Consider the following 24990-nt stretch of genomic DNA (forward strand, 5'->3'; position numbering starts at 1 on the left):
GTGGTCGTGGAGACGCGCACGCAGGTGGGCATCGTCGGCGCCGGCCCGGCCGGCCTCGTGCTCGCCCACCTGCTGCGGTCCCGCGGCATCGACTGTGTCGTGCTCGAACGCCAGTCCCGGTCCTATGTGGAAGCCAGGATCCGGGCCGGTGTGCTCGAGCACGGCACGGTCGACCTGCTCACCTCGCTGGGGCTGGCCGACCGGCTGCACCGTGAACGGATGGTGCACCACGGCATCGAGCTGCTCTTCGAGCGCGAGGCGCATCGGATCCCGCTTTCCGAGTTGGCCGGGCGGGAGATCACCATCTACGGGCAGCACGAGGTGGTCAAGGACCTGATCGCCGCGTGGGACGGCCCGCTGCATTTCTCGGTGTCGTCCGTCTCGTTGTCTTCGCTCGACTCCGCCTCGCCGGTCATCTCCTATGTGGACTCAGTCGGGGTGCCGCAGCGCGTGCGGTGCGACGTGATCGCCGGGTGCGACGGGTTCCACGGCGTGTCCCGGGCCTCCGCGCCCGACGGGGTGCTCACCGTGCACCAGCGCGACTATCCGCACGCCTGGTTGGGGATTCTGGCGGAGGCACCGCCCTCGTCGGAGGAGCTGATCTACGCGCATTCCGCGCGCGGCTTCGCCCTGCACAGCATGCGCTCGCCCACGGTGACCCGGATGTACCTCCAGGTCCGGCCCGACGAGGACCTGGAGGAGTGGCCCGACGAGCGGATCTGGAGTGAGCTGCGGGCGCGGCTGGACCGCTCCGACCCGGCGTGGAAGCTGACCGACGGGCCGATCCTGGAACGCTCGGTCGCCGCGATGCGCAGCTTCGTCGTATCGCCGATGCAATACGGCCGGCTGTTCCTGGCCGGCGACGCCGCGCACATCGTGCCGCCGACCGGTGCCAAGGGCCTCAACCTGGCGGTGGCCGACGTCAAGGTGCTCGCGGACGCGCTGACCTCCTGGTACGCCACCGGCGACCGGGCCGGGCTCGACGCGTACTCGGAAACCTGCCTGCGCCGGGTCTGGCGGGTCCAGCACTTCTCCTGGTGGATGACGTCGATGCTGCACCCGACCGGCGACGACCCATTCGACCTGGCGCTCCAACTCTCCCAACTGCGGTACGTGACCTCGTCGCGCGCGGCGGCGACGTCGCTGGCGGAGAACTACGTCGGCTTCCCGTTCCCGTGAGGGGCCGGTTCACCACCGTCGCCTGGCTGGCGGCGGTCCTGCTCGCCGCGGTCAACCTGCGCCCCGCCATCGCGTCCGTGCCGCCGATCATCGACGCGGTCCGCGGGACGTTCGGGCTGTCCGCCTCGGCGGCCGGCGTCCTGACCGCGGTGCCGGTCGTCTGCATGGGCCTGTTCGCGCCGGCCGCGGCGTGGGCGGCGGCCCGCTGGGGGACCAGCCGCACGATGGCGCTCGCGCTGGCCCTGCTCACGGTGGCGACGGCGGTCCGACCACTGGCCGGGATCGGGCTGCTCTATACGGCGACGGTGCTGGTCGGTGTGGCGATCGCGGTCGGCGGCGCGCTGATGCCCGCGCTGGTCCGCGACCGTTTCCCGGACCGGGTCGGCCCGATCACCGGGCTCTACACGACGGCGCTGATCTCCGGCGCGCTGATCGGCTCCGGTGGCACCGAGCCGTTGCGCGCTGCGCTGGGCGGGTCCTGGCAGGCCGCGCTGGCTCTCTGGGCGGTGCCGGCGGCCCTGGCGTTGGTGGTCTGGCTGGTGGTGCGGCCGGCCGCGGCGCCCCGTCGCCCAGTGGTCGCTGCTAGTGGGGGCTGGTCGCCGTGGCGGGACCGGGACGCGTGGATGGTCACCCTCTACATGGGCGGACAGTCGCTGCTCTACTACGCGCCGCTGGCCTGGCTGGCCGCGCGCTACACGGAACTGGGCTGGTCGGCCGCCCGGGCGGGTGGGCTGCTCGCGCTGTTCAGCGCGACCCAGGTGGTGGCGGCGCTGGTCGCACCGGCGCTGGCCCGGCGTGATCCGCGGCCCGCGATCGTGGTCGGACTGCTGCTCGCCATCGGCTGCCTCGCGCTGATCGGGGTGTCACCGCTGAGCGCGCCGGCGCTCTGGGCGGGGCTGCTGGGCATCGGGGTGGGCGCCAACTTCTCGCTCGCCCTCACCGTGGTCGGGCAGATCGCGCCGACGCCGGCGGACACCCCGCGGGCGTCCGGGATGGCGTTCTTCGTCGGCTACCTGCTGGCCTCGCTTGGGCCGGTCGCGGTCGGTTTCCTGCACGACCTGACCGGCGGCTTCCGGGTGCCGTACCTGGTGTTGGTCCCCGTCGGCCTGGCCACGCTGGCGGCCGGGCTGGCGGCGGGCGGCGTGGTCAACGCCAGACGGTGAGGCCGATGGCGACGCCGGCTGCCGCGGCGCCCAGGCCTGCTGCGACGCTGACGGCGGCGTACGCGATCGCCGTGCGGGTAAGGCGCTGCTCCAGCAGCCGGACGGTCTCGTAGCCGAACGTTGAATAGGTGCTCAGAGCGCCGCAGAAGCCGGTGCCGACCAGCGCGAACACGCCGGTGGTCGGGGCGGTGCCGCCGGCGGCCAGGCCGAGGACGAAGGAGCCGACGACGTTGACGATCAGCGTCCCGGCCGGGAAGTGGCCGCGATAGAGGCGCTGGACCGCGCGGCCGGTCAAGTAGCGCAGGGGCGCGCCGACGGCCGCGCCGAGCGCCACGAACAGCACGGTCACGAGGCCATCCAGCGGCGAACGGCCCGGACCGCCGCCATGCCGGCGAACACCGCCACCAGAGCGGCGGCCAACGTCGCGAACAGGTAGAGCACGGCGGTTCCGGTGGCACCGGCCGCGATCAGGCCGCGGATCTCGACCGAGTACGTGGAGAACGTCGTGTAGCCGCCGAGCACGCCGACGCCGAGGAAGGGCTGGAGCAGGTGGTGCCGCGTGAAGACGTCGTGGACCAGCATCATGAGGGCGCCCATCAGCAGGCAGCCTGTGACGTTGATTACGAAGGTGGCCCACGGGAACCCTGAGGCCGGTGTGGGCCAGGCGTGCCCGATGCCGTAGCGGGCCAGCGCGCCCAACACGCCACCTGCCGAGACCACGGCCAGTGCGGACCACGGCGGCCGGGCCCGCTCGGCCGGTCCCGGCATCACGAACCGCATGACGACTCCCCCCACCGCTGACCATGATCGTAGGTGGAATGTCGTACCCGGCGGCTAGAACGGATAGGACACACGTAACCGCCAACGGAGGAGTGCCATGACTTCCACCCTGTCGGCACAGGTAACGGGCCCGGTGCTGGCCGCTTACGACGAGGGCTACGCCGACGAGGTCGCCGCGTGGAACACCGGCGCCACGCACACCCCGGAGCTCGTCGTCGGTGCGACGTCGGCCTCCGACGTCGCCGCGGCCATTCGCTATGCCGGCGACCATGGGCTGCACGTGCATGTCCAGGGCACCGGGCACGGCGCCGAGCGGCCGATCACCTCTGGGCTGCTCATCACCACGCGTCGGCTTGACGGCCTCGTCGTCGACCCGCAGACCCGCACCGCGACCATCGGCGCGGGCCAGCAGTGGGGTGCGGTGGTCGCGGCCGCCGCCGAGCACGGGCTGCTGCCGATCGCCGGCGCGGCGTCCACCGTCGGCGTGATCGGTCTGTTGACCGGTGGCGGCCTCGGCCCACTGGCCCGCAGCCACGGCTACGCGTCCGACTACGTTCTCGACTTCACCGTGGTGACCGGGGCCGGCGAGATCGTCACGGCCTCGGCGACCGATCACGCCGACCTGTTCTGGGCGTTGCGCGGCGGCAAGTTCGGGCTGGGCGTCGTCACCGAGGTGCGGGTCCGGCTCGTCGAGCTCGACCGCCTCTACGGCGGTGCGCTGATGTTCGACGCGGCCGACATCGAGCCGGCGCTGCGGGCCTGGGTCGACTACACGGCCACGGCCGACGACCAGGTGTCGACCAGCGCCGCGATCATCCGGATGCCGCCGATCGAGCAGGTTCCTGAGGCGTTGCGCGGGCGCACGTTGCTGTCCGTGCGGTTCGCCTATCCTGGCTCGGTCGAGCAGGGTGCGAGCCTGGCCGCGCCGTTGCGGGAGGCGGCGCCGGTCTACCTCGACGTGCTGGGTGAGCTGCCCGCCGGTCAGATCGCGCGGATCCACAACGACCCGACCGAGCCTGGCCCGAGCCAGGTCTACGGCATGCTGCTCGACCCTGTCGACCAGGACTTCGCGACCGCGTTCCTGGCCGCGTTCGGGCCGTCGGCCGACTCGCCGTTCGTGGCGGTCGAGCTTCGTCACCTCGGTGGCGCGGCGGCGCGTGACGTCGAGGGCGGTTCGGCGGTCGCGGGTCGCGGCGGGGCGTTCGCGTGCGCGTTGGTCGGCGTGCGGCCCGACTTCTTCGAGAAGGTGCTGCCCGAGGCCGCCGCCGAGTGGCGCGAGACGGCCGGGCCGTGGCTACGCGGCGACTGCAACGCCAACCTGATGGGCCTGCCGATCACGGCCGAGCGGCTGGCGACGATGTGGACCGAGGGCGCCAACACGCGGCTCGGCGAGATCCGCTGGCGCTACGACCCCGACTCGGTGCTGGCCAAGCCGGCCTGACGGGCGGTGGGCGGTCCGGCCGTGAGGCCGGACCGCCCATGGCCCTTGGCGGCGTCGGGTAAGCCGTTCGTTGGGCCGGACCGCCCACTGCCCTTGGCTGGGCCGGGTGGGCCGTGGTCTGGTCGTTGGGCCGGACCGCCCACGGCCCTTGGCTGGGCCGGGTGGGCCGTGGGCTGGTCGTTGGGCCGGACCGCCCACGGCCCTTGGCCGGGGCTGGGTAGGCCGCGGTCAGGCCGGCAGGAAGATCTGCGGTTGGCCGGGCAGCTCGTGGAAGCGGCGCAGCCCGGCGGTGCCGGAGAGGATGCCGCCCCAGGCCGCGTAGGGCGGGTTGGCCGTGTCGAAGCCGCTCTGCACGAGGGTGAGCCGGGTCTTGCCCTCCGAGCCCGCGAGCTCCCAGGTGCTGACACCGGCGGGTCCGAAGTCGATGGAGAACCGGGCGTCCGGCACCAGCTCGAGGACCTTCGCCGGGTTCGGGTTGGCGTCCAGGCCGCCCATCGCGAACCGGCCGCCCTCCCACGGCTCGATGCCGACGGGGAAGCCGAACCACTCGCTGGCCTGCGCGGAGTCGGTCAGCGAAGTAAAGACGCGGTCGACCGGTGCGGCGACCTCGAACTCGGCACGGAAGTCGGGCGTCGTGAAGTCGACCTTGGGGGTCAGGGCGCGACCCTCCACATGGTCCACGAGGTTGGCGACCGACAGCGCCCAGAAGGTCTGTAGCACGCCGCGGATGCTGCTGCCGCTCATCATCTCGGCGAAGTCGAAGTGGCTCTGGTCGACGACGATGACGGTGCTGTCGTCGCCCTCGGCCTCGAGTGCGATGTCGGTGGTGGTGTCGACCCCGTCGAGGCGCCAGGTGAACGCCACGCCGCTGTCGTCGGCCCTGGTCGGGCTCTGATGCGGCGCGTCGCCCTCGGGCGTGTAGCGGCCCCAGAACGCGTAGCGGCCGGGCAGGTCGACGTCGGCATGCTCGGCGAGCCACACGCGCAGCTCGCCGGCGTCGGTGAGCGCGTGCCGCACCTGCTTGATCGGGGCGTTGACGCGGGCCTTGGCGATCACGGTCATCGTTCTTCTCCCTTGGGATAGCAGGCCACGGCGAGTTTGAAGGCGTCGCCTTCGGCACCGCCGTAGCGGGTGAACAGCTCTTGCAGCGTCGACTGGAGGTCGTCGAGGAACTCCTGACGCCGCTCGGGTCGGATGTGAATCTCGCCGGAGACGCCGATCGACGGCAGCTCCGGTGCGGTGCGGTCGAGCGCGCCGATGTCGGCCTGCACTTCTTCCATCAGGTCGAGCAGGTAGCCCAGGCTCAGCTCGTCCTGCGCCTTGCGCAGGCCGATCCGGCCGACCAGCCGCGGCGACAGCCAGTAGGACCGGGCCTGCGCCTGGTAGATCCCCTCGCTGATGCCGCGGACCTTGCGCTCGGCCACCTGCGTGGCCAGGCCGGCGTCGACCAGCCGCTTGACGTGGTAGTAGACGCGCTGCGGCGTCTGGCCGAGCGTCGCGGCGACCTCGGTGCACGACCGGGGCTCGGCTAGCTGCCGCAGCACCTCGATGCGCTGCGGCTTGAGCAGTGCCTCGGCCTGCTCGATCTGCTCCAGGTACAGGACGTCTCTCATAACGAAAACAAGTCTTTACGTAAAAACAGATTTTGTCAATCGGATCCGATGGATCGACACGCGTCTGACCTGCGGGTTTTTTGGTGATTAGTCGGATTGGTGATGTGAAGAGTTCTTATGGTGAATCCGCACCTTCCAACGTGACGCCCGTGCAGGGCGTGGTTCGTGAGGAGTAGCCATGTACAGACGCGTCACCCTGGCAGCCATCGCTGCGGTCGCCGCAGTGGTGGGGATCGGAGCCGCGCCCGCTGTGGCGGCTCCCGGCCCGACCGCCACGACCGGCATCACCTTCCAGATCACCGCCGGCGGCCTGACCATCACGGCGCCCGCCAGCGTCAACCTCGGCAACGGGGTGTCCGGCGGCACCGTCGCCGGATCCATCGGTCCTGTCCAGGTCGTCGACCAGCGCGGCCTGCTGGTCGCCGCGTGGACCGCCACGGTCTCGTCGACCGCCTACACCACCGGCGGCGGCACACCGGCCGAGACGATCCCGAACTCGGCGGCCACCTACACCCCTGGTCTCCAGACGGCGGTCACCGGCGTGCCGGTCCCCTTGCCCGGAGTGGCCGGCACGTTGGGCGCGGCCCGCACGGCGTTCTCCGCGACGGCCGTCGGCTCGAACTCGGTGACCTGGAACCCGAACCTGTCGATCGCCATCCCGGCGGCGGCGGTGGTCGGTACCTACACGGGAACGGTGACCCATTCGGTCGCGTAACCGGATGACGCACCTGGTGATGGCGATCGCGGCCCTGGGGGCCGCGGTCGTCATTCCGTCGCCCCCGGCCGCCGCGGCGGCCGAGGACGGGCAGGTGGGCATCCGGTTGCTCGAAGCACCCGTGGCGCGGCGAGACGACCCGCGGGCGCACATGTACATCGTGGACCACCTCGCGCCCGGCATGCGGATCAGCCGGCTCTTCGAGGTCATCAACCGGACCGACGAGCGGCGGGAGTTCGACATCTACGCCGGCGCGGCGAGCCTCGAGAACGACGAGTTCGTCTACGGCAAGGATCGCGAGACCAACGAGCTGAGCTCGTGGGTGACGCTCTCCAAGACCAAGGACACGCTGGACCCCGGTGAGACCGTCCAGGTCGAGGCGACCATCGTGGTGCCCAAGCAGGCGTCGCGGGGCGAGCGCTACGCGGTGATCTGGGCGGAGACCCGGGCGGCGCCGGACAAGAAAGGCAACATCGGCGCGATCCGGCGCGCGGGGATCCGGGTGTACCTGAGCGTCGGCCCGGGCGGTGAGCCAATCTCCAGCTTCGACATCGGCCAGGTCACCGTCTCCCGGGGCGACGACGGCGTGCCGAGGATCTCGACCCTGGTCCACAACACCGGTGAGCGCGCGCTGGACATCAACGGCACGCTCAACCTGGAGGACGGGCCGGGCAGCATGCGGGCGGGCCCGTACCGGTTGGCCACGGTGACCACCCTCGCGCCCGGCGCCAGCGGCATCGTGGTGGCCGCCCTCGACGCCAAGCTGCCCGACGGCGCCTGGCGGCTCGACCTGGACCTGGCCAGCGGCACGGTCAAACGCCACCTCGACCTGGCGGTGACGCTCCAGCCGCCGGGCCTGAGCATGGTCGGCACGGTGATCGAGAACTGGTGGGGGTGGTTCGGGGCCGGCGGCGCGCTGCTCGTGGCCCTCGCCTTCGCGGCCCTGCTGCTCGTGCGTCGCCGTCGCCGTCAGCCGGCCGCCGCCGTCACCTATCGGCCGCGACACCTCTGACTCGGAAGCCCGGGGCCCGTCACAAGGCCTCGGGCAGGGTCCGCTCCATTCAGTCGGCCGCCGCCGTCACCTGCCGGCCGCGATGCCTCTAGCCGGAAGCCCGGGGCCTGTCACTGGGCCCCGGGCAGGCTCCGCTCCATCAGGATCTCGGCGGGATCCTCCTCGTTCGGCCCCGTGTGGCGGAAGCCGGCGCGTTCGTAGAGGTGGCGAGCCGGGGCGTTGTCTGTCCGCACCGCCAGCTTCAGCGACGTCACGCCGGACTCCGACGCCCAGGCGGCGATCGCCGCGACAAGTGCGTCGCCCACGCCGCGGCCGCGCCCGGCCGGACTCACCCAGACCGAGATGATCTCGACGGTGTCCGGCCCGGTCGGTAGCCCCGTGGCCATCCCGACGGGTTCGTCGCCGAGATAGGCGACCAGGTCCCGGGCGCCTGGCAGGCGCAGCCGGTCGCGCCAGCGGTCCTCCTCCGCGTCCTGCCAGCCGGCGAGCGTGGAGCCGAACGCGTGGGGCGCCTCGGCCAACGCCGCGAGCCGTAGGTCCCGCCAGAGCTTCCAGTCGTCGTCGGACAACACCCGAAGATCCACCATGGCCAGCAGGATGCCGGACCGCCGTGGGCCGCCGCCACCGAGTTAACGGCGGCCCTGATTCACCGTGTAGAGGTGGTGGGTGACGCCGGAGCGGAGGACGTCGCACTTCTCCAGGGTCAGGTGCACCTGCGGTCCGTCGCCCGGGAAAAGGCGCTGGCCCGCGCCGACGACGATCGGGTGGATCAGCAGGCTGAGCCGGTCGACCAGGCCCGCGGACAGCAGCGCGCGGACCACGGAGATGCTGCCGACCACCGAGATCGGCCCGCCCGGACCGGCCTTGAGCTCGGCGACCCGCTCGGCCAGGTCGCCGGCCGGCAGCAGGTGCGAGTTGCGCCAGGCCAAGGCGGGCCGGGTGCGCGACACGACGACCTTCGACGGCCGGTTCATCGGCCCGCCGACCGGGTCGTCGTCGGGCAACGTGGCGAACGCGCCGGCGAAGCTGTCGTAGGTGACGCGGCCCAGCAGCAGGGTGTCGGCCGGCTCGGACCAGATGGCCGCCATCATCTCCTGGTCGACGTACGGCATGTGCCACTTCTCCGGCGACTCGACGACGCCGTCCAACGAGCTGAACTGACCCACCGTGATCGTGCGCATGGTTGCTCCCAGCGAACCGCGGGCGGCCGTTCCGCCCGACACCCACTCCGCGATCGGCGGGACCGGATTTCGACACGGACCGGCTAGATTTCTCGGAATGCGCTTCCTGATGACGTTGAACGCCCCTGTGCGACCGCCCGACCAGGAGCTTTTCGCCGAGATGGGCAAGTTCGTCGACGATCTCGCCCAGGCCGGCGTGCTGATCGCCACCGGCGGCCTGGCCATGGAGGGCACCCACGTCTCGTCCAGTGGCGGCAAGGTGACGGTGGTCGACGGTCCCTATCCGGAGACCAAGGAGACGATCGTCAGCTTCGCGTTGGTCGAGGTGGCATCGAAGGACGAGGCGGTCGCGCTGTCGCAGCGGTTCTTCGGGATCGTCGGCGACGGCGAGGGTGACCTGCGCCAGGTGTTCGGTCCGGAGTAGCCGTGGACGCACGGGCCACCGTCGAGTCGGTCTGGAAGCTCGAGTCGGCCCGGATCGTCGCGGCGCTGACCCGGCTGGTCCGCGACGTCGGTCTGGCCGAGGACCTGGCACAGGACGCGCTGCTCGCCGCCCTGGAGGAGTGGCCGGCCAAGGGTGTGCCGGCCAACCCCGGAGGCTGGCTCATGCTCACCGCCAAGCACCGGGCGATCGACCGGCTCCGCCGCGACGACCGGCTCCGGGCCAACCTGGCGGAGCTCGGCCGGGCCGCCGAGCACGAGCAGCAGGCCGGTCCCGAGGAGCTCGACGACGGGGACATCGGCGACGACGTACTCCGGTTGATCTTCATCGCCTGTCATCCGGTGCTGTCCCGGGAGGCCAGCGTCGCGCTCACGCTACGGATGATCGGCGGGCTCACCACGGCGGAGATCGCGCGCGCGTTCCTGGTGCCCGAGCCGACCATCGGGCAGCGGATCTCGCGGGCCAAGCGGACGCTCGGCGAGCGGAAGATCCCGTTCGAGGTGCCACCGCCCGACGAGCGCGCCGGCCGGCTGTCCGCCGTACTCGAAACCGTCTATCTGATCTTCAACGAGGGGTACGCCGCGACGGCGGGCGACGACTGGATGCGTCCGGCCCTGGCCAGCGAGGCGATCCGACTCGGTCGGATGCTGGCCGGGCTGGCGCCCGCGGAGCCCGAGGTGCACGGCCTGGTCGCGCTGATGGAGCTGCACGCGTCGCGGATGGCGGCCCGGCTCGGTCCCGGCGGTGAGCCGGTGCCGCTGCTGGAGCAGGACCGCGAACGGTGGGACCACGAGCTGATCCGCAGCGGCTTCGCCGCCCTGCTGCGGGCACAGCATTCCGACGGCCCGTACGTCCTCCAGGCCGCGATCGCCGCCAGCCACGCGCGGGCGCGGACCGCCGGCGACACCGACTGGGTACGCATCGCCGGCCTCTACGAACTGCTGGTGCGTCGCACGCCGACCCCGGTGGTCGAGCTGAACCGGGCCGTGGCGGTGGCGATGGCGTTCGGGCCGGAACGCGGGCTGGCCATCGTCGACGGGCTGGCCGGCGAGCTACGCGACTACCACCTGCTCCCGGCGGTCCGCGGTGACCTGCTGCGCCGCCTCGGTCGGGACGCGGAGGCCCGGGCCGAGTTCGCCCGCGCGGCGGACCTCGCCCGCAACGCCAAGGAGCGCGACGTGCTCCTGGCGCGCGCCGCGATGTAGCCGGAGTTTCCCATCAGTACATCCATATGTGTCGACATGTTGGGAGCGGTCGGGTCGACTGTTCCTCGTGAGCGGACACGAACACACCCACGAATCTGACCACCGCGGCAACCTCACCCGGCGTGGCCTGCTGGCCGGCGCCGGCGGCCTGGTCGTGCTCGGTGCGGCGCCGGGCAGCGCACAGGCGGCCCGCGTCCAGGTCGCGCCCGGCCTGGCCGCCGGCGCCGACCGGGCCTCCCGGATCACCCAGGGCACCACCCTGGTGCACGGCGACCTGCACAACCACACCCTGATGTCCGACGGCGACGGCAACCCCGACCTCGTCTTCGGCTCGATGCGCGACGCCGGCCTCGACGTCGCGGCCCTGACCGACCACGCCACGCTCTTCGCCATCGAGGGGCTGAGCAAGTCCGAGTGGAACCGGGCCGGCGCGCTCGCCGACGCCGCCAACGTGCCGGGCACGTACACGGCGCTGCGCGGCTTCGAGTGGAGCCACCCGCTGCTCGGGCACGCCAACGTCTGGTTCACCAACAACTACGTCGACCTGGGCGGCGCCAGCAGCATGGGCCGGTTCTTCAACTGGCTCGCGGGCTCCGGCGGCATCGCGGGCTTCAACCACCCGGGCCGGGAGATCCTGCGGTTCGACAACTTCAACTTCAACAGCGGCGCGCGCGACCAGTTGGTCAGCATGGAGATCTTCAACCGGGGCGACGACTACCTCTTCGACGGCTGGTCCAGCACCGGCTCGTCGCCGCTGGTCGCCTGCCTGAACGCGGGCTGGCGGACCGGCCTGGTCGGCGTCACCGACGAGCACGGCACCAACTGGGGCTTCCAGGAGGGGCTGGGCCGGGCGGGGCTCTGGGTCACCGGCAACACCCGCAACGAGGTGCTCAACGCGATGCGGGCCCGGCGGTTCTTCGCCACCCGGGTCAGCGGCTTCCGGCTCGACGCCACCGCGTCCGGCGTGCGGATGGGCGGCGTGCTCGGCATCACCTCGGGCGACGTGCGGTTCGCGGTCGACCTGGACCGCGGCCCGGAGTGGCTCGGCAAGCCGCTGCACATCCAGGTGCTGCGCCCCGACACCCGGGCACCGAAGGTGGTCGACGTGATCGAGACGACCGCCGGTGCGGTCGCCGAGTTCACCGTGCCGTTGAACGTGGCCGACGGCAACTGGGTGGTCCTGCGGGTCTCCGACCCGAGTCAGCCGAACCCGTCGCCGGGCCCGGCCAACCACCCGTGCAACGACTTCGGGGTCGCGTACTCGAGCCCGTGGTGGCTCCAGCCGTAGGTGTTCCCGGACGGAGCGCCCGTCGGGCCTGGGCGCTCCGTTCACCCGCTCGCCGTCTGGCGCGCGCCTGCGCGAGAGCCGCGGGTCGTCGGCGCTGACTAGACCGAGCGTGTGAACCCACTCATCCGCCGCTTCTCCGCTGCCGCCGGGGCCGTCCTCGCCCTCGCCGTGGCCGTTCTGGTCCTTCCCGCGCCGGCCGTCGCGGCGCCGTTGGGGCAGGTGACGCTCGATCGGACCGCCGGATCGGTCGACGACAACCCGATCTTCAGCACCGCCGCCGCCAGCGCGCCCTGCCCGACCGGGTTCGGCGCCGACGCGATGGTCCGGATCGGCCCGCCCGGTGGCCCGTACGCGAACGTCGCCAAACCGCTGACCGCCGGCGGGTACGACCGGAAGGCGGTCTCGGTGAAGCCGAACCGCTCGTTCGTGATGGCGCTGGGCAACGTCAAGCCGGCCGACGGCGAGTGGCAGGTCGTGGTCGAGTGCTACAGCGTCACCGAAGGCATGCACAAGGAGCGGTTCGTCACGCCGATCACGGTGTCCGGGGGACGTTGGCGCACCGGCCGGCCGGCGGGCGGCAACCCGACGCCGACGACGTCCGCCGGTGCCGACGACCAGCCGCCGGCCACGCCGACGGCGTCCGCGCCGCCGGACGTCAGTGGCTCGGACCAGGCAGCCATCGACGCGCGACTGGCCGCGAACAATCGAACCGGGAAGGCCTCGTTCGGCAATGCCTGGTGGATCGCCGGACTCGGCGGAGTTCTTTGCGTATTCGGATTGGTTTTCCTGTTGACCCGTCCGCGTCCCGGAAAATCCCGCTGAATTGGGACGCCAATTCGTCGCCTCATACCACTAGTGCCGCACGGTAGCTGAACGGTGGATACGTCAATACGGGCTGTTCATCTTCCGCATGTCTGGCGTGTGCACGACGCGTCGCGCCGAGTCATGGGCCATGCGGAATCTGGTGCCGCACGCGGACAACGAAGGGACCGACGATGCAGCGTTCCCGATTCGTCTTTCTGGCCCTGCCGATGCCGGACGGCAATGCGACAACCGCCGACCGGACGCCGGCCGAAGGGATCCTGTGGATGCTGGTCTCGCCTAACAATCGGCCGCTTGGGCGCGGTACGACCTATCACGAGTCGTACGCGGAATGCCTGGGTTCGGTAGAGCTCATGAAGGCCAACGCGCATCGCGTCGTGCCGGTCGAGACGACCGTGGAACGCACCGGCCAGTGGAGTTGGCGGATCGAGCTCGACGGCACGGCGGTGGCGGCGTCCAGCCGCTCGTACCTGCGCACCCGGGAATGCGCCTACAACCTGGCCAAGTTCATGGAGGCGCTCCCGACGGCCGACATCGTGGCCGGCACGCGCAGCGCGCGGCGCGGCCGCCAGCGGCCCGAGCCGTCGCCGGTCTGGCGACGCGGTGAGCGACTACGCGGCGGGTTGGCCGGCTGATGGTGCTCCTCGAGGACTCCCGGGCGACCGTGACACCGTCCACTCCGGATGGACCGGATGACGAGCCGCGGGCGGTGGTCACCCGGCTGCCCACCAGCGACCGGGTGTTCCGGGGCGTGGCCCGGGTGGCGGGCTCCGCCGTGCTGGGCATCATGCTGCTGGTCGGGCTGTTCCTGAGCGTGCAGGCCTGGCCCGCGGTGCGCAAGGCCGGCTGGGGCTTTCTCACGACGCAGGACTGGGACACCGAGGGAAACCACTTCGGCGTCGCCGGCGTGCTCGTCGGCACGATCCTGATCGCCCTCGTCGCCATCACCATCGCACTGCCGCTGGCGATCGGCACCGCGCTCTACATCTCCGAGTACGCGCCGCGCCGGATCGCGCCGCTCCTCGTCAACCTGGTCGACCTGATGGCCGCGGTGCCCAGCGTCGTCTACGGCATCTGGGGCTTCTTCCTGCTCCAGCCGCACCTGCTGGTCGTCGGCAACCAGGGTGAGGGGCTGCCGCGCTGGCTCACCACGTACTTCGGCTGGATCCCGCTGCTCTCGGTCGACGAGTACCAGCCCCGGGACCCCGAGGCGAGTGCCAGCCGGTTGACCTCCTCGACGTTCATCGCCGGGATCGTGGTGGCGATGATGGTGACCCCGATCATCGCCTCGGTGATGCGCGAGGTGTTCGCGCAGGCGCCACCGGGGGAGCGGGAAGGCGCGTACGCGCTGGGCGCCACGAAGTGGGGCATGATCCGCTCGGTCGTCCTGCCGTTCGGCCGGGGCGGCATGATCGGCGCGACCATGCTCGGCCTCGGTCGCGCGCTCGGCGAGACCATCGGCGTCGTCCTGATCATCTCGATCGGCTTCGTCATCCAGCCGCACATCCTGCAGAACGGCGGCGGCTCGATCTCCGCCCTGATCGCCTCGCGCTACCAGGAGTCCACCGCCATCGGCGTCGCCGCTCTGATGGGCGCCGGGCTCGTCCTGTTCGCCATGACCCTGGTCGTGAACCTGCTGGCCGGCGTGATCATCAGCCGCAGCCGGTCGGGCGCGTCGAGCGAGGCCTGAGATGACGACGACCATAGAACCTCGCACCACGCTCCCGGAGCGCGCCGCGGACGCCGGCCACGAGGTGCGCCGCTCGACCGGGTCGACCCGCAAGGCCGACCTGTACGTCGCCCTCGGCGCCGCCTGGGGCTCGCTCGCGCTGACCGCGCTGCTGTTCACCCGCCTCGCGCCGTTCGACGGCACGCTCGGCTTCGTCGTGCTCGCGTTCGTCTTCTTCGTCGCGTTCTACGGGCTGCTGGTCGGGCTCGACGAGCGCGGGCCGACGGTGCGCGACCGGATCGCGGCGGTCCTCGTGCACGGCCTCGCCGTGCTCATGCTGATCGCGCTCGTCGTGGTGGTGGTGTTCACCGTCTATCGCGGTCTCGACGCCCTGGGCCACCGCAACTTCTACACCCAGGACATGCGCGACGCGGGACCGCTTCAGCCGCTGTCGATCGGCGGCATCCGGCACGCCATCCTCGGCACGCTGGAGCAGATCTCGATCGCACTGGCGGTCACCGTGCCGCTCGGCGTCACCGCCGCGGTCTTCCTGGCGGAGTTGCCCGGCCGGTTCAGCCGGTTCGTGCGCACGATCGTCGAGGCGATGACCGCCCTGCCCTCGGTGGTCGCCGGCCTGTTCGTCTACTCGTCGGTCATCCTGCTGCTCAACCAGGCCAAGGACCGGCTCCCGGAGGAACTGCGCTGGCTCGCGGTCGGCAAGTCCGGCTTCGCCGCGTCCCTCGCGATCAGCGTGATGATGCTGCCGATCGTGATCCGCGCGGCCGACGTGGTGATCCGGCTGGTGCCCGGAACGCTGCGCGAGGCGTCGCTGGCGCTGGGCGGCTCGCAGTGGCGCACGGTCTGGTACGTGGTGCTGCCGACCGCCCGGTCCGGCCTGATGACCGCGATCATCCTGGGCACCGCGCGCGGCATCGGCGAGACCTCGCCGGTGCTGCTCACCTCCGGCGTCACCGCGTACACGAACGCGAACCCGATGCGGGAACCGCAGATCTCGTTGCCGTTGTTCGTCTTCAACTCCGTCACCCGGCCCGACGCGGGAATGATCTCGCGCGGGTTCGGCGCGGCGGCCGTCCTGATGTTCCTCGTGCTCTTTCTCTTCGCGGTGGCCCGCATCATCGGCGGCCGCCCAGCGGGGCAGTTGGGCCGGGGCCAGCGGCGGCGCCGGGCCGGGCGGTCCTATCGCGACGCGGTGCGGTTCGCCGGCCGCGAACGAGCCAGAGTCACCAACCGCGACGATGAGGTCAGCACATGAACGTCAGAGCCCTGGTCGCCGCCGCGGTCGCGGTCGCCGTCACGGCGCTCGTTCCCGCACAGGCGGCAGTCGCCGCCGCGCCCCGGCGCGTGCCGATCAACGGTGCGGGATCCACGTGGAGCTCCAACGCCATCGACAACTGGCGGCGCAACGTGTTGCAGCGCCAGTTGTACGTCAACTTCCAGCCGACCGGTTCGACGGACGGCCGCAACCAGTTCCGTAATGCCACTGTGGACTTCGGTGTCTCCGAGATCCCCTACGGCCTGCGGGACGCCTTCGGCGGCGTGGACACCGCACCGCCGCGCAAGTTCGCCTACATGCCGATCGTGGCCGGCGGCACCGCGTTCATGTACAACCTGAAGATCGCCGGCCGGCAGGTGACCAACCTGCGCCTGTCCGGCGACGTCGTGGCGAGCATCTTCACCGGTGCGATCAAGCGCTGGAACGACCCGAAGATCAAGGACGACAACCCGGGGCTGGCATTGCCCAACCGGCGGATCGTGCCGGTGGTGCGGCAGGACGGTTCCGGCACCAGCGCGCAGTTCACGCTCTGGATGAGCAAGCAGTATCCGAGCATCTGGAACGCCTACTGCGCCAAGTTCGGCAAGAAGGCGCCGTGCGGCATCACGTCCGCCTACCCGTTCCGGTCGTCCGACGGGTTCGTCGGCCAGCAGGGCTCGACCGGCGTCACCGGCTACGTCCAGCAGGCCAACGCCGAGGGCGCGATCACCTACGTCGAGTACTCGTACGCGATCGGTGCCCGGTTCCCCGTCGTCAAGGTGCGCAACGCCGCCGACTACTACGTCGAGCCGACCGCGCAGAACGTGGCGGTGGCGCTGACCAAGGCGCGGATCAACACCAACCAGGGCTCGCGCGAGTACCTCACCCAGATCCTCGACGACGTCTACCGCTTCACCGACCCGCGGGTCTATCCGCTGTCGTCGTACTCCTACATGATCGTGCCGACCGAGACCGGCCGCGGCATCAACACCGACAAGGGCTTCACGCTCGGGGAGTTCGCCAACTACTTCCTCTGCGAGGGCCAGCAACAGGCCGACGTGCTCGGCTACTCGCCGCTGCCGAAGAACCTGGTCGAGGCCGGCTTCGCGCAGGTGAGCAAGATCCCGGGAGCGGTCAAGCACGGCGGGTCGCTTTCGCAGTGCAACAACCCGACGTTCTCCAGCGACGGCTCCAACACCCTGGCCAAGACGGCGCCACAGCCGTCGCCGTGTGACAAGCGAGGCTCGAAGCAGACCTCCGCCGGCACGGCGGGTGCGAAGGTCGAGACTCCGGTGCTCGCCGCCGCGCGCTGCACCGGCAGTGGCGGCGGGGGCAGCCAGGGCAACACGCCGCAGAACGGCGCGACCGTGGGACCGTCGGCCTCGGCCAGCGCGGGCCCCGGCGGCGGGGCGACCGGCGGCGGCGGGAGCGGCGACGGCGAACTGATCGGGGCGGTGCCGGTCGACCTGACCGGCCGGCCCGGCTGGGGGCTCCAGCAGACCGCGATGCTGATCGCCGGGCTGGTCGTCCTCGGTCTCGTGCTGGTGCCCCCGCTGCTGGCGCAGCGGTGGCGGTCGCGTGGAGGACGGCGATGAACCGCGTCAGTGCGGCCGGCCTGGTGCTGGCCCTGGCGGCCGGGCTCGCGCTGCTCGGCGTGGGCGACCCGACACCGTCCCTGGCGTCGCAGGACGTCCAGTCCGGCGGGGCCGACACGGGCTCGGCGATGACCGTGCACGGGCGGAAAACAGCTATCGAAGACTTCTCCGGCCTCGCGGTCACGGTCTCGCAGACCCGCGACCTGACCAACCAGGCGGTCGAGGTGTCCTGGACCGGTGGCGTGCCGTCGCCCCGGACCCGGTCGCTCGGCTTCGACTACCTCCAGATCATGCAGTGCTGGGGCGATCCAGGGGATGACGAGAACGACCCCGACGGTTTGGCGTTCCGGGAGACCTGCCAGTTCGGCATGAACCTGCCGTCGCCGTTCACCGGGCGCTCCGGGGCCACGTCGCAGGCGGCCAACTCCCGCTCGATGACGTTGGGTCTCGCGAACTATCCGTCGCGGGACGAGAAGGAAGTCGCGCCAAAGGACGTGGACGATCCGGCGACCAAGGACGTCGACGAGCGGGACGCGCCGGGCACGCTGCGGACCGACGCGAAGATGATCCCGTTCCGCACGGTGCAGGGCATCCGGTTCCGCGACGGCAGCCCCTACAAGCCGTACCGGATGATCATTAACCCGGCCACGGGCAATACCACCGAGGAAACCGACGTCGACGTGCTGCGCGAGTCGTTCGCCGAGCCGTCGACCAACGAGGTTCCGTGGGCGCTGACGTCGGGCGACGGCACCGGGCGTGCGGTCTTCGAGATCCAGGACGCCGGCCGGGCGCCGGACCTCGGGTGTGGCGCACCGACGGTGGAGCGCAACGGCAAGTCGGTCGCGGGACCGAAGTGCTCGCTGGTGATCGTCCCGCGCGGGCGCAACAACCCGTACACGGGTGAACAGGTCAACCTGGCCGAGGGTGCCGTGCACGGCAGCCCGTTCCTGCCGGCCAACTGGGTCAACCGCATCGTCGTGCCGCTGGACTTCCGACCGGTGACCGGCCTCTGCCCCCTCGGCCTCTCGGAGCGACGCACGGCCGGCACCGAGATGGTGGCCGAGGCGGTCACCGCCTGGCAGCCGGGAGTCTGCGCCAACAACGGCCCGCTCATCGGCTACTCGGCGATCGGCGACGGTGAGGCCGCCCGGCAGGTGCTGCTGACCGGCGCCGGCTCACCCGGACTGGTGTTCACCGCCGATCCGGTAGTGCCGGGGTTGGGGCAACCACCGGTGGTGCACGCGCCGGCGACGTTGAGCGGCATCGAGATCGCGATGAACGTCGACGCCAACATCGTCGACCCCAATCAGGCCGACGGGAAGGTGCCGCCCGAGGTGCTGGCGATGGCCGGCTCGGCGCTCAAGGACGTCAAGCTGACGCCACGGCTGATCGCCAAGCTGCTGACGCAGACGTACCGCAACGACGCCAAGGACCCCGACGCGTTCCCGAACCTGCCCAACGGCCACAAGGCGGCGAACCCGGCGTCCATCAGGGACGATCCCGAGTTCCGCGTCATCAACCCGGTCTTCGACTGGTGGGACCGCACCCAGTCGTCGACCCTCGACGGCCTGATGGTCTCGCTCGGCAACTCGGCCGGGAGCCGTCAGGTGTGGCGGTGGCTGCTCGCCGACCCCGAGGCCGGGCCCTTCCTCGCGGGTAAGCCCGACGAGAACGGCATCGTGATCAACAAGTGGTACAAGGGCCTCACCAACACCGGACTCGACACGTTCCCCAAGGCCGACCCGAAGTGCACCGAGGTCACGTTCGACAAGATCGCCTATCCGCACTGTACGCAGAACCTGCGGCCGTACCTGGGAAGCATGTCCGAGGCGGCGTTGCAGACGCTGCGGGCCGACACCAAGGGCCGGCTGCCGGTGTTCAACGAGCTCACGCTGCCGCCGAACTACGACCCGGTGCCGCGGCGGGCGCCCGGATACCGGTTCGCCATGTCGATCACGGAGTCGGCGTCGGCGGCTCGCTACGGCCTCTTCCCCGCGCAGCTCTGCAAGCCGCTGCGTGACACCAAGAAGAAGCTGCTCGCGGGCGTCGACTGCCGCACGCCCACGGACACGGCGCTGCAGAAGGCCGCGGGGACCGCGCAGAGCTCGACGGTGCCAGGGGTGAAGGTGATCGACCCGACGGTCGCCTGGAAGACGCCGGGCGCGTACCCGCTGGCGATGATCAACTACGCGGTCGGCAACCTCTGGGAGCAGGCGGACGCACGCAAGGACTACGCCGCGCTGCTCCGGCAGATCGCCGGCGAGGGGCAACAGCCGGGCCTCGGGCGCGGTCAGCTACCTGAGGGCTACGCGCCGCTGCCGCAGGACCTCCGGTCGCAGACGATGAACGCGGCCGCCCTGCTCGAGTTCGGGTCGCCGACGCCACCTCCTCCCTCCTCGCTCACCCCGCCGCCGGGTGTGCCCGCCACCGGTCTGCCGCCCTCGCTCGGGCCCGTCGCGGCCTCGCCCGCGCCGCCGATCGCGCGGGCGTCCGCGACGACTCCGGGCGGCCCAATGGGGATGATGCGGAACCTGCTGATCATCGTGCTCGTGGTCGGGCTCGTCGGCGGGGTGATCGGACCGGTCCTCAAGCGCATGGGCGCCGGCCGGGGCGGTCCGAGCTCATGACCATCCATCGTGGAGTAAACGACCCCGCCTCCGCTCGTTCATCCGGCCTACGTGTTGGCGGAACGCTTCACCCCGAAACGTTCGTCCGGTCGCGGTATCAGCGCACCGCCGGCGCTCGCGACGATGGCTTCGCCTCGTCCGTCAGCAGGGCGGCTACGAGCACCTTGCCCCGCAGAAAGGGAGCACACATGAAGGTCAAGAACGTCGGTCGGGTGGGCGCTGTCCTCCTGGCCGCCGCGCTTGGGGCCGCTGCCATGGCTGGACCGGCCATGGCCGACCCGAGCTCGGCGACCGATTTCCGGTCGCTGACCGGTGTCGGCTCGGACACCACGCAGGACGTCATGAACGGCTTCGGCAACGCGTACGCCCCGAACGGCACGAAGGTTGTCGCCTCCTGGGACGCCCGCGGCACCTCGCCGATCAAGACCAAGGCGACCAACTGCGTGTTCCCGCGGCCGGACGGCTCGGGTGCGGGTCGTCAGGCGCTGCGCGCGTCGGAGGGTGAGAACCTGGGCGGCACGCACGGCGGCCCCGGCTTCTTCAACGGCGCCGCGGTGCAGGGTTGCGCCGACTTCGCCCGCTCGTCGTCCTACGGTGGCCCGACGCCGCCCGCGACGGCCGGCAACTACACCTACATCCCGTTCGGCGTCGACGCCGTGGGCCTGGCCCGCAACGTCAACGGCGACATCCCGGCGAACATCTCGTTCGCCCAGGTGCAGCGGGTCTACAAGTGCTTCGACACCGCGATCGCCGGCAACACGGTGACCCCGCGGATGATCCAGGCGGCCTCCGGCACCTGGCAGTTCTGGACCGGCAAGATGGGCATCACCGAGGCTGAGATCAACCTCGGTGACTACAGCTGCCTGGCTCGCGACGCCGACAGCAACCCGGCCACCCCGGCGCAGCCCAACCTCGAGCGCGTCCAGGAGCACGACGGCACCGTCCTCAACAACAACCTGAACCAGATCGTGCCGTTCTCGGCCGGTCAGTTCATCGCGCAGAGCAACGTCGCCACCATCGCGACCGCGACGGGCGTCACCGTGACCGACCGGCGTGGCCAGGCGGCCCTGACCGGCATGCGGATGCCCGGCCAGGCCATCCAGCAGCCGATCGTCGGCGGCGTGCTCAACACCGCGTTCCCGCTGCGTCGTGACGTCTACAACGTCGTGCCGACCAGCAAGCTCGCCAACGCCGCGATCGACGCCGCGTTCACCGGTGCCGACTCGGCGCTGTGCACCAGCACGGTCAACGTGGGCGGCACCAACCGCAGCCTGATCGAGCTCTTCGGCTTCGGCAAGCGCACCGCCAATGTCGACCTGCTCAACGCCGCCTGCGGCTCGACCGACCTCAAGGCCAACAGCTAGTCCGTCACACCCCGAGGTCCGGACGGCCAACCAGGCCGTCCGGACCCGTCGACTTGAAGGAGTCGCCAGCGATGCACAGGCGTCGTCTGACCCGGCTGGTCGCGCGAGCGGCTCTGCTCGCGGCCGCCATCACCAGCATCGCGGCCGGCACCCTGGTCATCGCGACCAGCGGCGCCAGCGCCGCCAGCCTCGGTGAGGTGAAGTTGTCGCAGCCGCAGGGCAACGTGAACGACACACCCATGTTCGCGTCAGCCACGTCCGGGCCATGCCCGACGGGATACGGCGAGAACGCCGGGTTGCGGGTCGGCCCCGCTCCCAGTGGTCCCTTCAACAACCTCGCGGTCGCGCTCGGCGGTGGCGGGTTCGACGAGGCGGACGTCGAGTTCGCGGGCGAGACGGCGCCCAACCGGTCGTTCACCACGGCGATGGGTGGCGTGGCGCCGGCAGAGGGCGACTGGATCGTCATCATCGAGTGCTTCAGCCTCACCGAGGGCCGGAACACGGACGAGTTCCGCACCCCGATCAAGGTCTGCGGCGCCCGGTGGGCGGTCGGGAACGCCTGCCCCGGCAAGGACCTCACCTTCACCACGCTGACCGTCTCGCCGAGCTGGTCGGTGCTGGACGACGCCCCGGTGACCCTGACCGCGGCGGTGACGCCGGTGACGGTCGGCGGCGAGGTCGAGTTCTTCTACGACCCGCCGGGTGACGAGACGAAAGCGTCGATGGGCAAGGTCGCGGTGGCCGACGGCAAGGCGGTACTGACGACGAGCGACATCCCGGTCAACGAGACCGGCGAGTTCTTCGACCTCTCCGCGGTGTTCACCCCGATCGGTGAGTACCAGGCGTCGACCAGCAACGTCGTCAAGCTCAACGTGCGACAGCAGGCCGACCCGATGCCGACCACCGTCGCGATCGAGGTCACGCCGAAGAACCACGCCGACGTCGGCGCGAACGTGACCATCGCGGCGACGATCGAGCCGGCGAACGCGCTGGGCAAGGTGGCGTTCTCCTACCGGCGCGGTGCGGACCCGACGGACGTTCCGATCGGTGCCGAGGTGCCGGTCGACCAGCACGCGGCCGTCAAGGAGACCACTGAGCTGCCGGGCGGCAAACTGACGATCACCGCGACGTTCGTACCCGGCGAGGGCTTCGGACCGTCGACCGTGTCGCTGCCGGACTATCAGGTCGGCGAGGCGGTGAAACAGGCGACCACGGTCTCCCTGAGCCCGAGCAAGCAGAGCCCGCAACCGGCGAACGCCCCCATCACGCTGACGGCGACCGTCACGCCGGGCGGCACGGCCGGTGCCGTCCAGTTCAAGAACGAGACGGCCACCCTCGGCGCGGCGGTCACGGTCGTCAACAACGTGGCCAAGCTGGACCTCGTCAACATCCCGGTCGGCACGTACGTGTTCACGGCCGAGTTTCAGCCGACGGACACGGCCACCTTCGCCAACTCCACGTCGGCGCCCGTGAACTTCGTGATCACCGATGCGGCGGGCGGCGACGACCCCGACGGTGACGATCCCGACGGCGACGACCCGGGTGGTGACGACGACGGTGGCAACCTGCCCACGACCGGTGCCCCGATCGTCGCTGTCGCGATGGTCGGCGCCGGTCTGGTCGGCGTCGGTGCGCTCGCGATGACCACCGGTCGTCGGCGCCGGCTGTTCCCGTCGGTGCCCTGGTTGGACCGCCACGATGACGACAACTGACGTTCAGGCATCGGCACCGCCGGCACCTAGCGTGCCGGCGGTGCCGCCGCCGTCCCCGCCCCCGTCCCGGCCGCCGAACCTCGGGCTGCAGGTCGTCGGCACCGCGTTCACCATCGTCGCGGTGCTCGCCATCGGGCTGATCGCGCACCTGACCGCGGTCTCGTGGCTCCAGTACCAGCGTGACCAGCAGACGCTGTTCGCCGACTTCCGCGCCGAGCTCAAGCTGGGCACCGCGCCGGTCGGCCAGTACCGGGTGACGTACGAGCCCGACGGCTCGCCGCGGCCGGAGGAACTGGTCGAGCCGGGCAGCCCCGTGACGTGGCTGGAGATTCCGAGCATCGGCCTGAGCGCGGTGGTCGTGGAGGGCACCAGCGGCGACGTGCTGCGCGCGGGACCGGGGCACCGGCGGGACACCGTGCTGCCCGGGCAATCCGGTGCGAGTGTCCTCATGGGACGGCAGGCGGCGTACGGCGCGCCGTTCCGGGACCTCGAAATGCTGATGAAGGGTGACCCGATCCACGCCACCACCGGCCAGGGACGCGCCGAGTACAAGGTGACCGGCATCCGCCGGCCGGGTGAGCCGGAGCCGCCGGAGCTCGTGCCGGGTGCCGGTCGGCTGACGCTGATCACCGCGCACGGCAAGGCGTTCGACCCCGAGGGCACCGTCTACGTCGACGCCGAACTGCTCTCGCCCGCGCAACCCACCCCGGCACGCAAGTTCGGCGAGGGCTCGCTGCCCACGGCCGACCGGGTGATGGCGACCGACTCGTCCGGCTGGCTCTGGGCGATGTTGTGGGGCCAGGCGTTGCTGCTCGCCGCGATCGCGGTCACCTGGCTGCGCACGAGATTGAGCGGCTGGCACGCCTGGATCATCGGCGCGCCGGTGCTCGCCTTCCTCGGTCTCGCCGTCGCCGACCAGGCCGCGCGCCTGTTGCCCAACCTGCTCTGAGAGAAAGAGATACGACGTGACCCAGACGCTGACCGCCCCGCCGATCGGCGGAACCTTGGACGCCAGGGCGATCTCGGCCTGGTTCGGCGACCACAAGGTGCTCGACCGGGTCTCGCTGGTGATGCCGGCCGGCAAGGTGACCGCGCTGATCGGCCCGTCCGGCTGCGGCAAGTCGACCTTCCTGCGAATCCTCAACCGGATGCACGAGCTCGTGCCGAGCGCGTCGCTGGCCGGCGAGGTGCTGCTCGACGACACCGACCTGTACTCGTCCGAGCGCCGCGTCACCGACGTACGCCGCCAGGTCGGGATGGTGTTCCAGAAGCCGAACCCGTTCCCGGCGATGTCCATCTTCGACAACGTGCTGGCCGGCCTGAAGCTGACCGGCACGCGGGCCTCCCGCTCGACCCGGGACGACATCGTCGAGGAGACGCTGACCCGGGCCGGACTCTGGAAGGAGGTGCGCGACCGGCTGCGTTCGCCCGGCGGCGCGCTCTCCGGCGGCCAGCAGCAACGGCTCTGCATCGCGCGCTCGCTGGCCGTACGCCCGCGGGTCTTGCTGATGGACGAGCCCTGCTCGGCCCTGGACCCGACCTCCACCCGGCGGATCGAGGAGACCATCGCCGAGCTCGCGGGCGAGGTGACCATCGTGATCGTCACGCACAACATGCAGCAGGCGGCCCGCGTCTCGGACCTCTGCGCGTTCTTCCTCGCCTCGCACGGAACCCCTGGCGCGATCGTCGAGCACGGGCCGACCGACGTCATGTTCGACTCGCCGCGCGACGAACGGACCAACGACTACGTCAACGGTCGCTTCGGGTAGCCGAAACGGATGAGCCCTTGGCACCAACTGTTTCCCTAGCGCACGTCCGGCGGAGAGATCGGCCTGATGACCGGGACACAGCCGCTGTAAAGCCTGATCGCGGCCGGTTCACCGGACCCGGCTTGAACTTCTGAGAGGAA

General features: G+C 71.1%; 24 protein-coding genes. 18 read left to right on the forward strand and 6 right to left on the reverse strand.

The features are described 5' to 3' along the window. Together BLV39_RS17215 and BLV39_RS17220 are read left to right on the forward strand one after the other, a co-directional pair. Window positions 1-1179, forward strand: a complete 1179-nt coding sequence (locus BLV39_RS17215; protein WP_239083590.1) for a 4-hydroxybenzoate 3-monooxygenase — start codon at window positions 1-3, stop codon at window positions 1177-1179. Continuing rightward, entirely contained in the window at window positions 1176-2342 is a 1167-nt protein-coding gene (locus BLV39_RS17220; RefSeq protein ID WP_176984953.1) for an MFS transporter, read from the forward strand. The genes BLV39_RS17215 and BLV39_RS17220 overlap by 4 nt, the downstream gene beginning before the upstream one ends. Here the strand turns inward: BLV39_RS17220 and crcB are convergent. Beyond that, window positions 2326-2691 carry a fluoride efflux transporter CrcB gene (gene crcB / locus BLV39_RS17225; protein ID WP_090793154.1) on the reverse strand — a complete coding sequence of 122 codons (366 nt, stop codon included), beginning with the start codon at window positions 2689-2691 and terminating at the stop codon, window positions 2326-2328. The genes BLV39_RS17220 and crcB overlap by 17 nt on opposite strands. Next, window positions 2688-3122 carry a fluoride efflux transporter FluC gene (locus tag BLV39_RS17230; protein ID WP_204082756.1) on the reverse strand — a complete coding sequence of 145 codons (435 nt, stop codon included), beginning with the start codon at window positions 3120-3122 and terminating at the stop codon, window positions 2688-2690. The genes crcB and BLV39_RS17230 overlap by 4 nt, the downstream gene beginning before the upstream one ends. Before the next feature lie 97 nt (window positions 3123-3219). Between BLV39_RS17230 and BLV39_RS17235 the strand changes: the two genes are divergently transcribed. Further along, a complete protein-coding gene (locus tag BLV39_RS17235; RefSeq protein WP_090793156.1) occupies window positions 3220-4563 on the forward strand; it encodes an FAD-binding oxidoreductase in 1344 nt (447 codons plus the stop codon). 228 nt (window positions 4564-4791) lie between these two features. Here BLV39_RS17235 and BLV39_RS17240 read toward each other — a convergent pair whose 3' ends face one another. After that, entirely contained in the window at window positions 4792-5625 is an 834-nt protein-coding gene (locus BLV39_RS17240; RefSeq protein ID WP_090793159.1) for an SRPBCC family protein, read from the reverse strand. After that, on the reverse strand, window positions 5622-6176 hold the full coding sequence (locus BLV39_RS17245; RefSeq protein ID WP_090793162.1) for a helix-turn-helix domain-containing protein: 555 nt from the start codon (window positions 6174-6176) through the stop codon (window positions 5622-5624). The genes BLV39_RS17240 and BLV39_RS17245 overlap by 4 nt, the downstream gene beginning before the upstream one ends. 178 nt (window positions 6177-6354) lie before the next feature. Between BLV39_RS17245 and BLV39_RS17250 the strand changes: the two genes are divergently transcribed. Both BLV39_RS17250 and BLV39_RS17255 read left to right on the forward strand, forming a co-directional pair. Further along, window positions 6355-6891 (forward strand): hypothetical protein, encoded by a 537-nt coding sequence (locus BLV39_RS17250; protein ID WP_090793164.1) that lies wholly within the window; start codon window positions 6355-6357, stop codon window positions 6889-6891. A 4-nt stretch (window positions 6892-6895) separates the two neighbouring features. Further along, entirely contained in the window at window positions 6896-7903 is a 1008-nt protein-coding gene (locus BLV39_RS17255; RefSeq protein ID WP_090793166.1) for a COG1361 family protein, read from the forward strand. A gap of 110 nt (window positions 7904-8013) precedes the next feature. On the opposite strand, the gene BLV39_RS17260 is transcribed toward BLV39_RS17255, so the two are convergent. Together BLV39_RS17260 and BLV39_RS17265 are read right to left on the reverse strand one after the other, a co-directional pair. Then, window positions 8014-8490 (reverse strand): GNAT family N-acetyltransferase, encoded by a 477-nt coding sequence (locus BLV39_RS17260; RefSeq protein WP_090793169.1) that lies wholly within the window; start codon window positions 8488-8490, stop codon window positions 8014-8016. Window positions 8491-8532: 42 nt separating this feature from the next. Beyond that, window positions 8533-9084, reverse strand: coding sequence for a dihydrofolate reductase family protein (locus BLV39_RS17265; RefSeq protein WP_090793172.1), 552 nt, complete (start codon window positions 9082-9084; stop codon window positions 8533-8535). A gap of 97 nt (window positions 9085-9181) precedes the next feature. Here BLV39_RS17265 and BLV39_RS17270 point away from each other — a divergent pair, with 97 nt between their 5' ends. From BLV39_RS17270 to BLV39_RS17330, 13 genes are all read left to right on the forward strand, one after another. Next, the gene (locus tag BLV39_RS17270; RefSeq protein WP_090793174.1) at window positions 9182-9508 is read left to right on the forward strand and encodes a YciI family protein; all 327 of its coding nucleotides are present in this window, start codon (window positions 9182-9184) and stop codon (window positions 9506-9508) included. Window positions 9509-9510: 2 nt separating this feature from the next. Beyond that, on the forward strand, window positions 9511-10731 hold the full coding sequence (locus BLV39_RS17275; protein ID WP_090793177.1) for an RNA polymerase sigma factor: 1221 nt from the start codon (window positions 9511-9513) through the stop codon (window positions 10729-10731). Between the two features lie 67 nt (window positions 10732-10798). Further along, window positions 10799-12019: a CehA/McbA family metallohydrolase gene (locus tag BLV39_RS17280; protein WP_090793180.1), complete on the forward strand. Its 1221-nt coding sequence runs from the start codon at window positions 10799-10801 to the stop codon at window positions 12017-12019. A gap of 111 nt (window positions 12020-12130) precedes the next feature. Then, window positions 12131-12841: a hypothetical protein gene (locus tag BLV39_RS17285; RefSeq protein ID WP_090793183.1), complete on the forward strand. Its 711-nt coding sequence runs from the start codon at window positions 12131-12133 to the stop codon at window positions 12839-12841. A gap of 173 nt (window positions 12842-13014) precedes the next feature. After that, complete coding sequence (locus tag BLV39_RS17290) at window positions 13015-13476, forward strand: hypothetical protein (RefSeq protein WP_090793187.1); 462 nt, start codon at window positions 13015-13017, stop codon at window positions 13474-13476. Continuing rightward, window positions 13476-14531 (forward strand): phosphate ABC transporter permease subunit PstC, encoded by a 1056-nt coding sequence (pstC, locus tag BLV39_RS17295; RefSeq protein ID WP_090793190.1) that lies wholly within the window; start codon window positions 13476-13478, stop codon window positions 14529-14531. Before BLV39_RS17290 ends, pstC begins: the two co-directional genes overlap by 1 nt. A 1-nt stretch (window position 14532) precedes the next feature. Next, complete coding sequence (gene pstA, locus BLV39_RS17300) at window positions 14533-15783, forward strand: phosphate ABC transporter permease PstA (protein WP_090793191.1); 1251 nt, start codon at window positions 14533-14535, stop codon at window positions 15781-15783. After that, window positions 15780-17378 carry a phosphate ABC transporter substrate-binding protein PstS gene (locus BLV39_RS17305; protein WP_090793194.1) on the forward strand — a complete coding sequence of 533 codons (1599 nt, stop codon included), beginning with the start codon at window positions 15780-15782 and terminating at the stop codon, window positions 17376-17378. Before pstA ends, BLV39_RS17305 begins: the two co-directional genes overlap by 4 nt. Then, the gene (locus tag BLV39_RS17310) at window positions 17375-20005 is read left to right on the forward strand and encodes a hypothetical protein (RefSeq protein ID WP_090793197.1); all 2631 of its coding nucleotides are present in this window, start codon (window positions 17375-17377) and stop codon (window positions 20003-20005) included. The genes BLV39_RS17305 and BLV39_RS17310 overlap by 4 nt, the downstream gene beginning before the upstream one ends. A gap of 188 nt (window positions 20006-20193) precedes the next feature. Beyond that, window positions 20194-21369, forward strand: a complete 1176-nt coding sequence (locus BLV39_RS17315; RefSeq protein WP_090793199.1) for a hypothetical protein — start codon at window positions 20194-20196, stop codon at window positions 21367-21369. Between the two features lie 71 nt (window positions 21370-21440). Further along, window positions 21441-23081: an Ig-like domain-containing protein gene (locus BLV39_RS17320; RefSeq protein WP_090793203.1), complete on the forward strand. Its 1641-nt coding sequence runs from the start codon at window positions 21441-21443 to the stop codon at window positions 23079-23081. Between the two features lie 40 nt (window positions 23082-23121). Next, window positions 23122-24030 carry a sortase gene (locus tag BLV39_RS17325; RefSeq protein ID WP_176984954.1) on the forward strand — a complete coding sequence of 303 codons (909 nt, stop codon included), beginning with the start codon at window positions 23122-23124 and terminating at the stop codon, window positions 24028-24030. A 16-nt stretch (window positions 24031-24046) separates the two neighbouring features. Continuing rightward, complete coding sequence (locus BLV39_RS17330) at window positions 24047-24850, forward strand: phosphate ABC transporter ATP-binding protein (RefSeq protein ID WP_090793208.1); 804 nt, start codon at window positions 24047-24049, stop codon at window positions 24848-24850. Window positions 24851-24990: the final 140 nt, after the last annotated feature.

The organism is Asanoa ishikariensis (assembly GCF_900107455.1).
Taxonomy (GTDB): domain Bacteria; phylum Actinomycetota; class Actinomycetes; order Mycobacteriales; family Micromonosporaceae; genus Asanoa; species Asanoa ishikariensis.

Bases quoted from the DNA above. Each gene is read 5' to 3' on its own strand.
- BLV39_RS17250 (WP_090793164.1), top strand. From the start codon at position 6,355: ATGTACAGACGCGTCACCCTGGCAGCCATCGCTGCGGTCGCCGCAGTG.
- BLV39_RS17255 (WP_090793166.1), top strand. From the start codon at position 6,896: ATGACGCACCTGGTGATGGCGATCGCGGCCCTGGGGGCCGCGGTCGTC.
- pstA (WP_090793191.1), top strand. From the start codon at position 14,533: ATGACGACGACCATAGAACCTCGCACCACGCTCCCGGAGCGCGCCGCG.
- BLV39_RS17245 (WP_090793162.1), bottom strand. From the start codon at position 6,176: ATGAGAGACGTCCTGTACCTGGAGCAGATCGAGCAGGCCGAGGCACTG.
- BLV39_RS17235 (WP_090793156.1), top strand. From the start codon at position 3,220: ATGACTTCCACCCTGTCGGCACAGGTAACGGGCCCGGTGCTGGCCGCT.
- pstC (WP_090793190.1), top strand. From the start codon at position 13,476: ATGGTGCTCCTCGAGGACTCCCGGGCGACCGTGACACCGTCCACTCCG.
- BLV39_RS17265 (WP_090793172.1), bottom strand. From the start codon at position 9,084: ATGCGCACGATCACGGTGGGTCAGTTCAGCTCGTTGGACGGCGTCGTC.
- BLV39_RS17305 (WP_090793194.1), top strand. From the start codon at position 15,780: ATGAACGTCAGAGCCCTGGTCGCCGCCGCGGTCGCGGTCGCCGTCACG.
- BLV39_RS17270 (WP_090793174.1), top strand. From the start codon at position 9,182: ATGCGCTTCCTGATGACGTTGAACGCCCCTGTGCGACCGCCCGACCAG.
- BLV39_RS17320 (WP_090793203.1), top strand. From the start codon at position 21,441: ATGCACAGGCGTCGTCTGACCCGGCTGGTCGCGCGAGCGGCTCTGCTC.
- BLV39_RS17240 (WP_090793159.1), bottom strand. From the start codon at position 5,625: ATGACCGTGATCGCCAAGGCCCGCGTCAACGCCCCGATCAAGCAGGTG.
- BLV39_RS17315 (WP_090793199.1), top strand. From the start codon at position 20,194: ATGAAGGTCAAGAACGTCGGTCGGGTGGGCGCTGTCCTCCTGGCCGCC.
- BLV39_RS17230 (WP_204082756.1), bottom strand. From the start codon at position 3,122: ATGCGGTTCGTGATGCCGGGACCGGCCGAGCGGGCCCGGCCGCCGTGG.
- BLV39_RS17310 (WP_090793197.1), top strand. From the start codon at position 17,375: ATGAACCGCGTCAGTGCGGCCGGCCTGGTGCTGGCCCTGGCGGCCGGG.
- BLV39_RS17290 (WP_090793187.1), top strand. From the start codon at position 13,015: ATGCAGCGTTCCCGATTCGTCTTTCTGGCCCTGCCGATGCCGGACGGC.
- BLV39_RS17260 (WP_090793169.1), bottom strand. From the start codon at position 8,490: ATGGTGGATCTTCGGGTGTTGTCCGACGACGACTGGAAGCTCTGGCGG.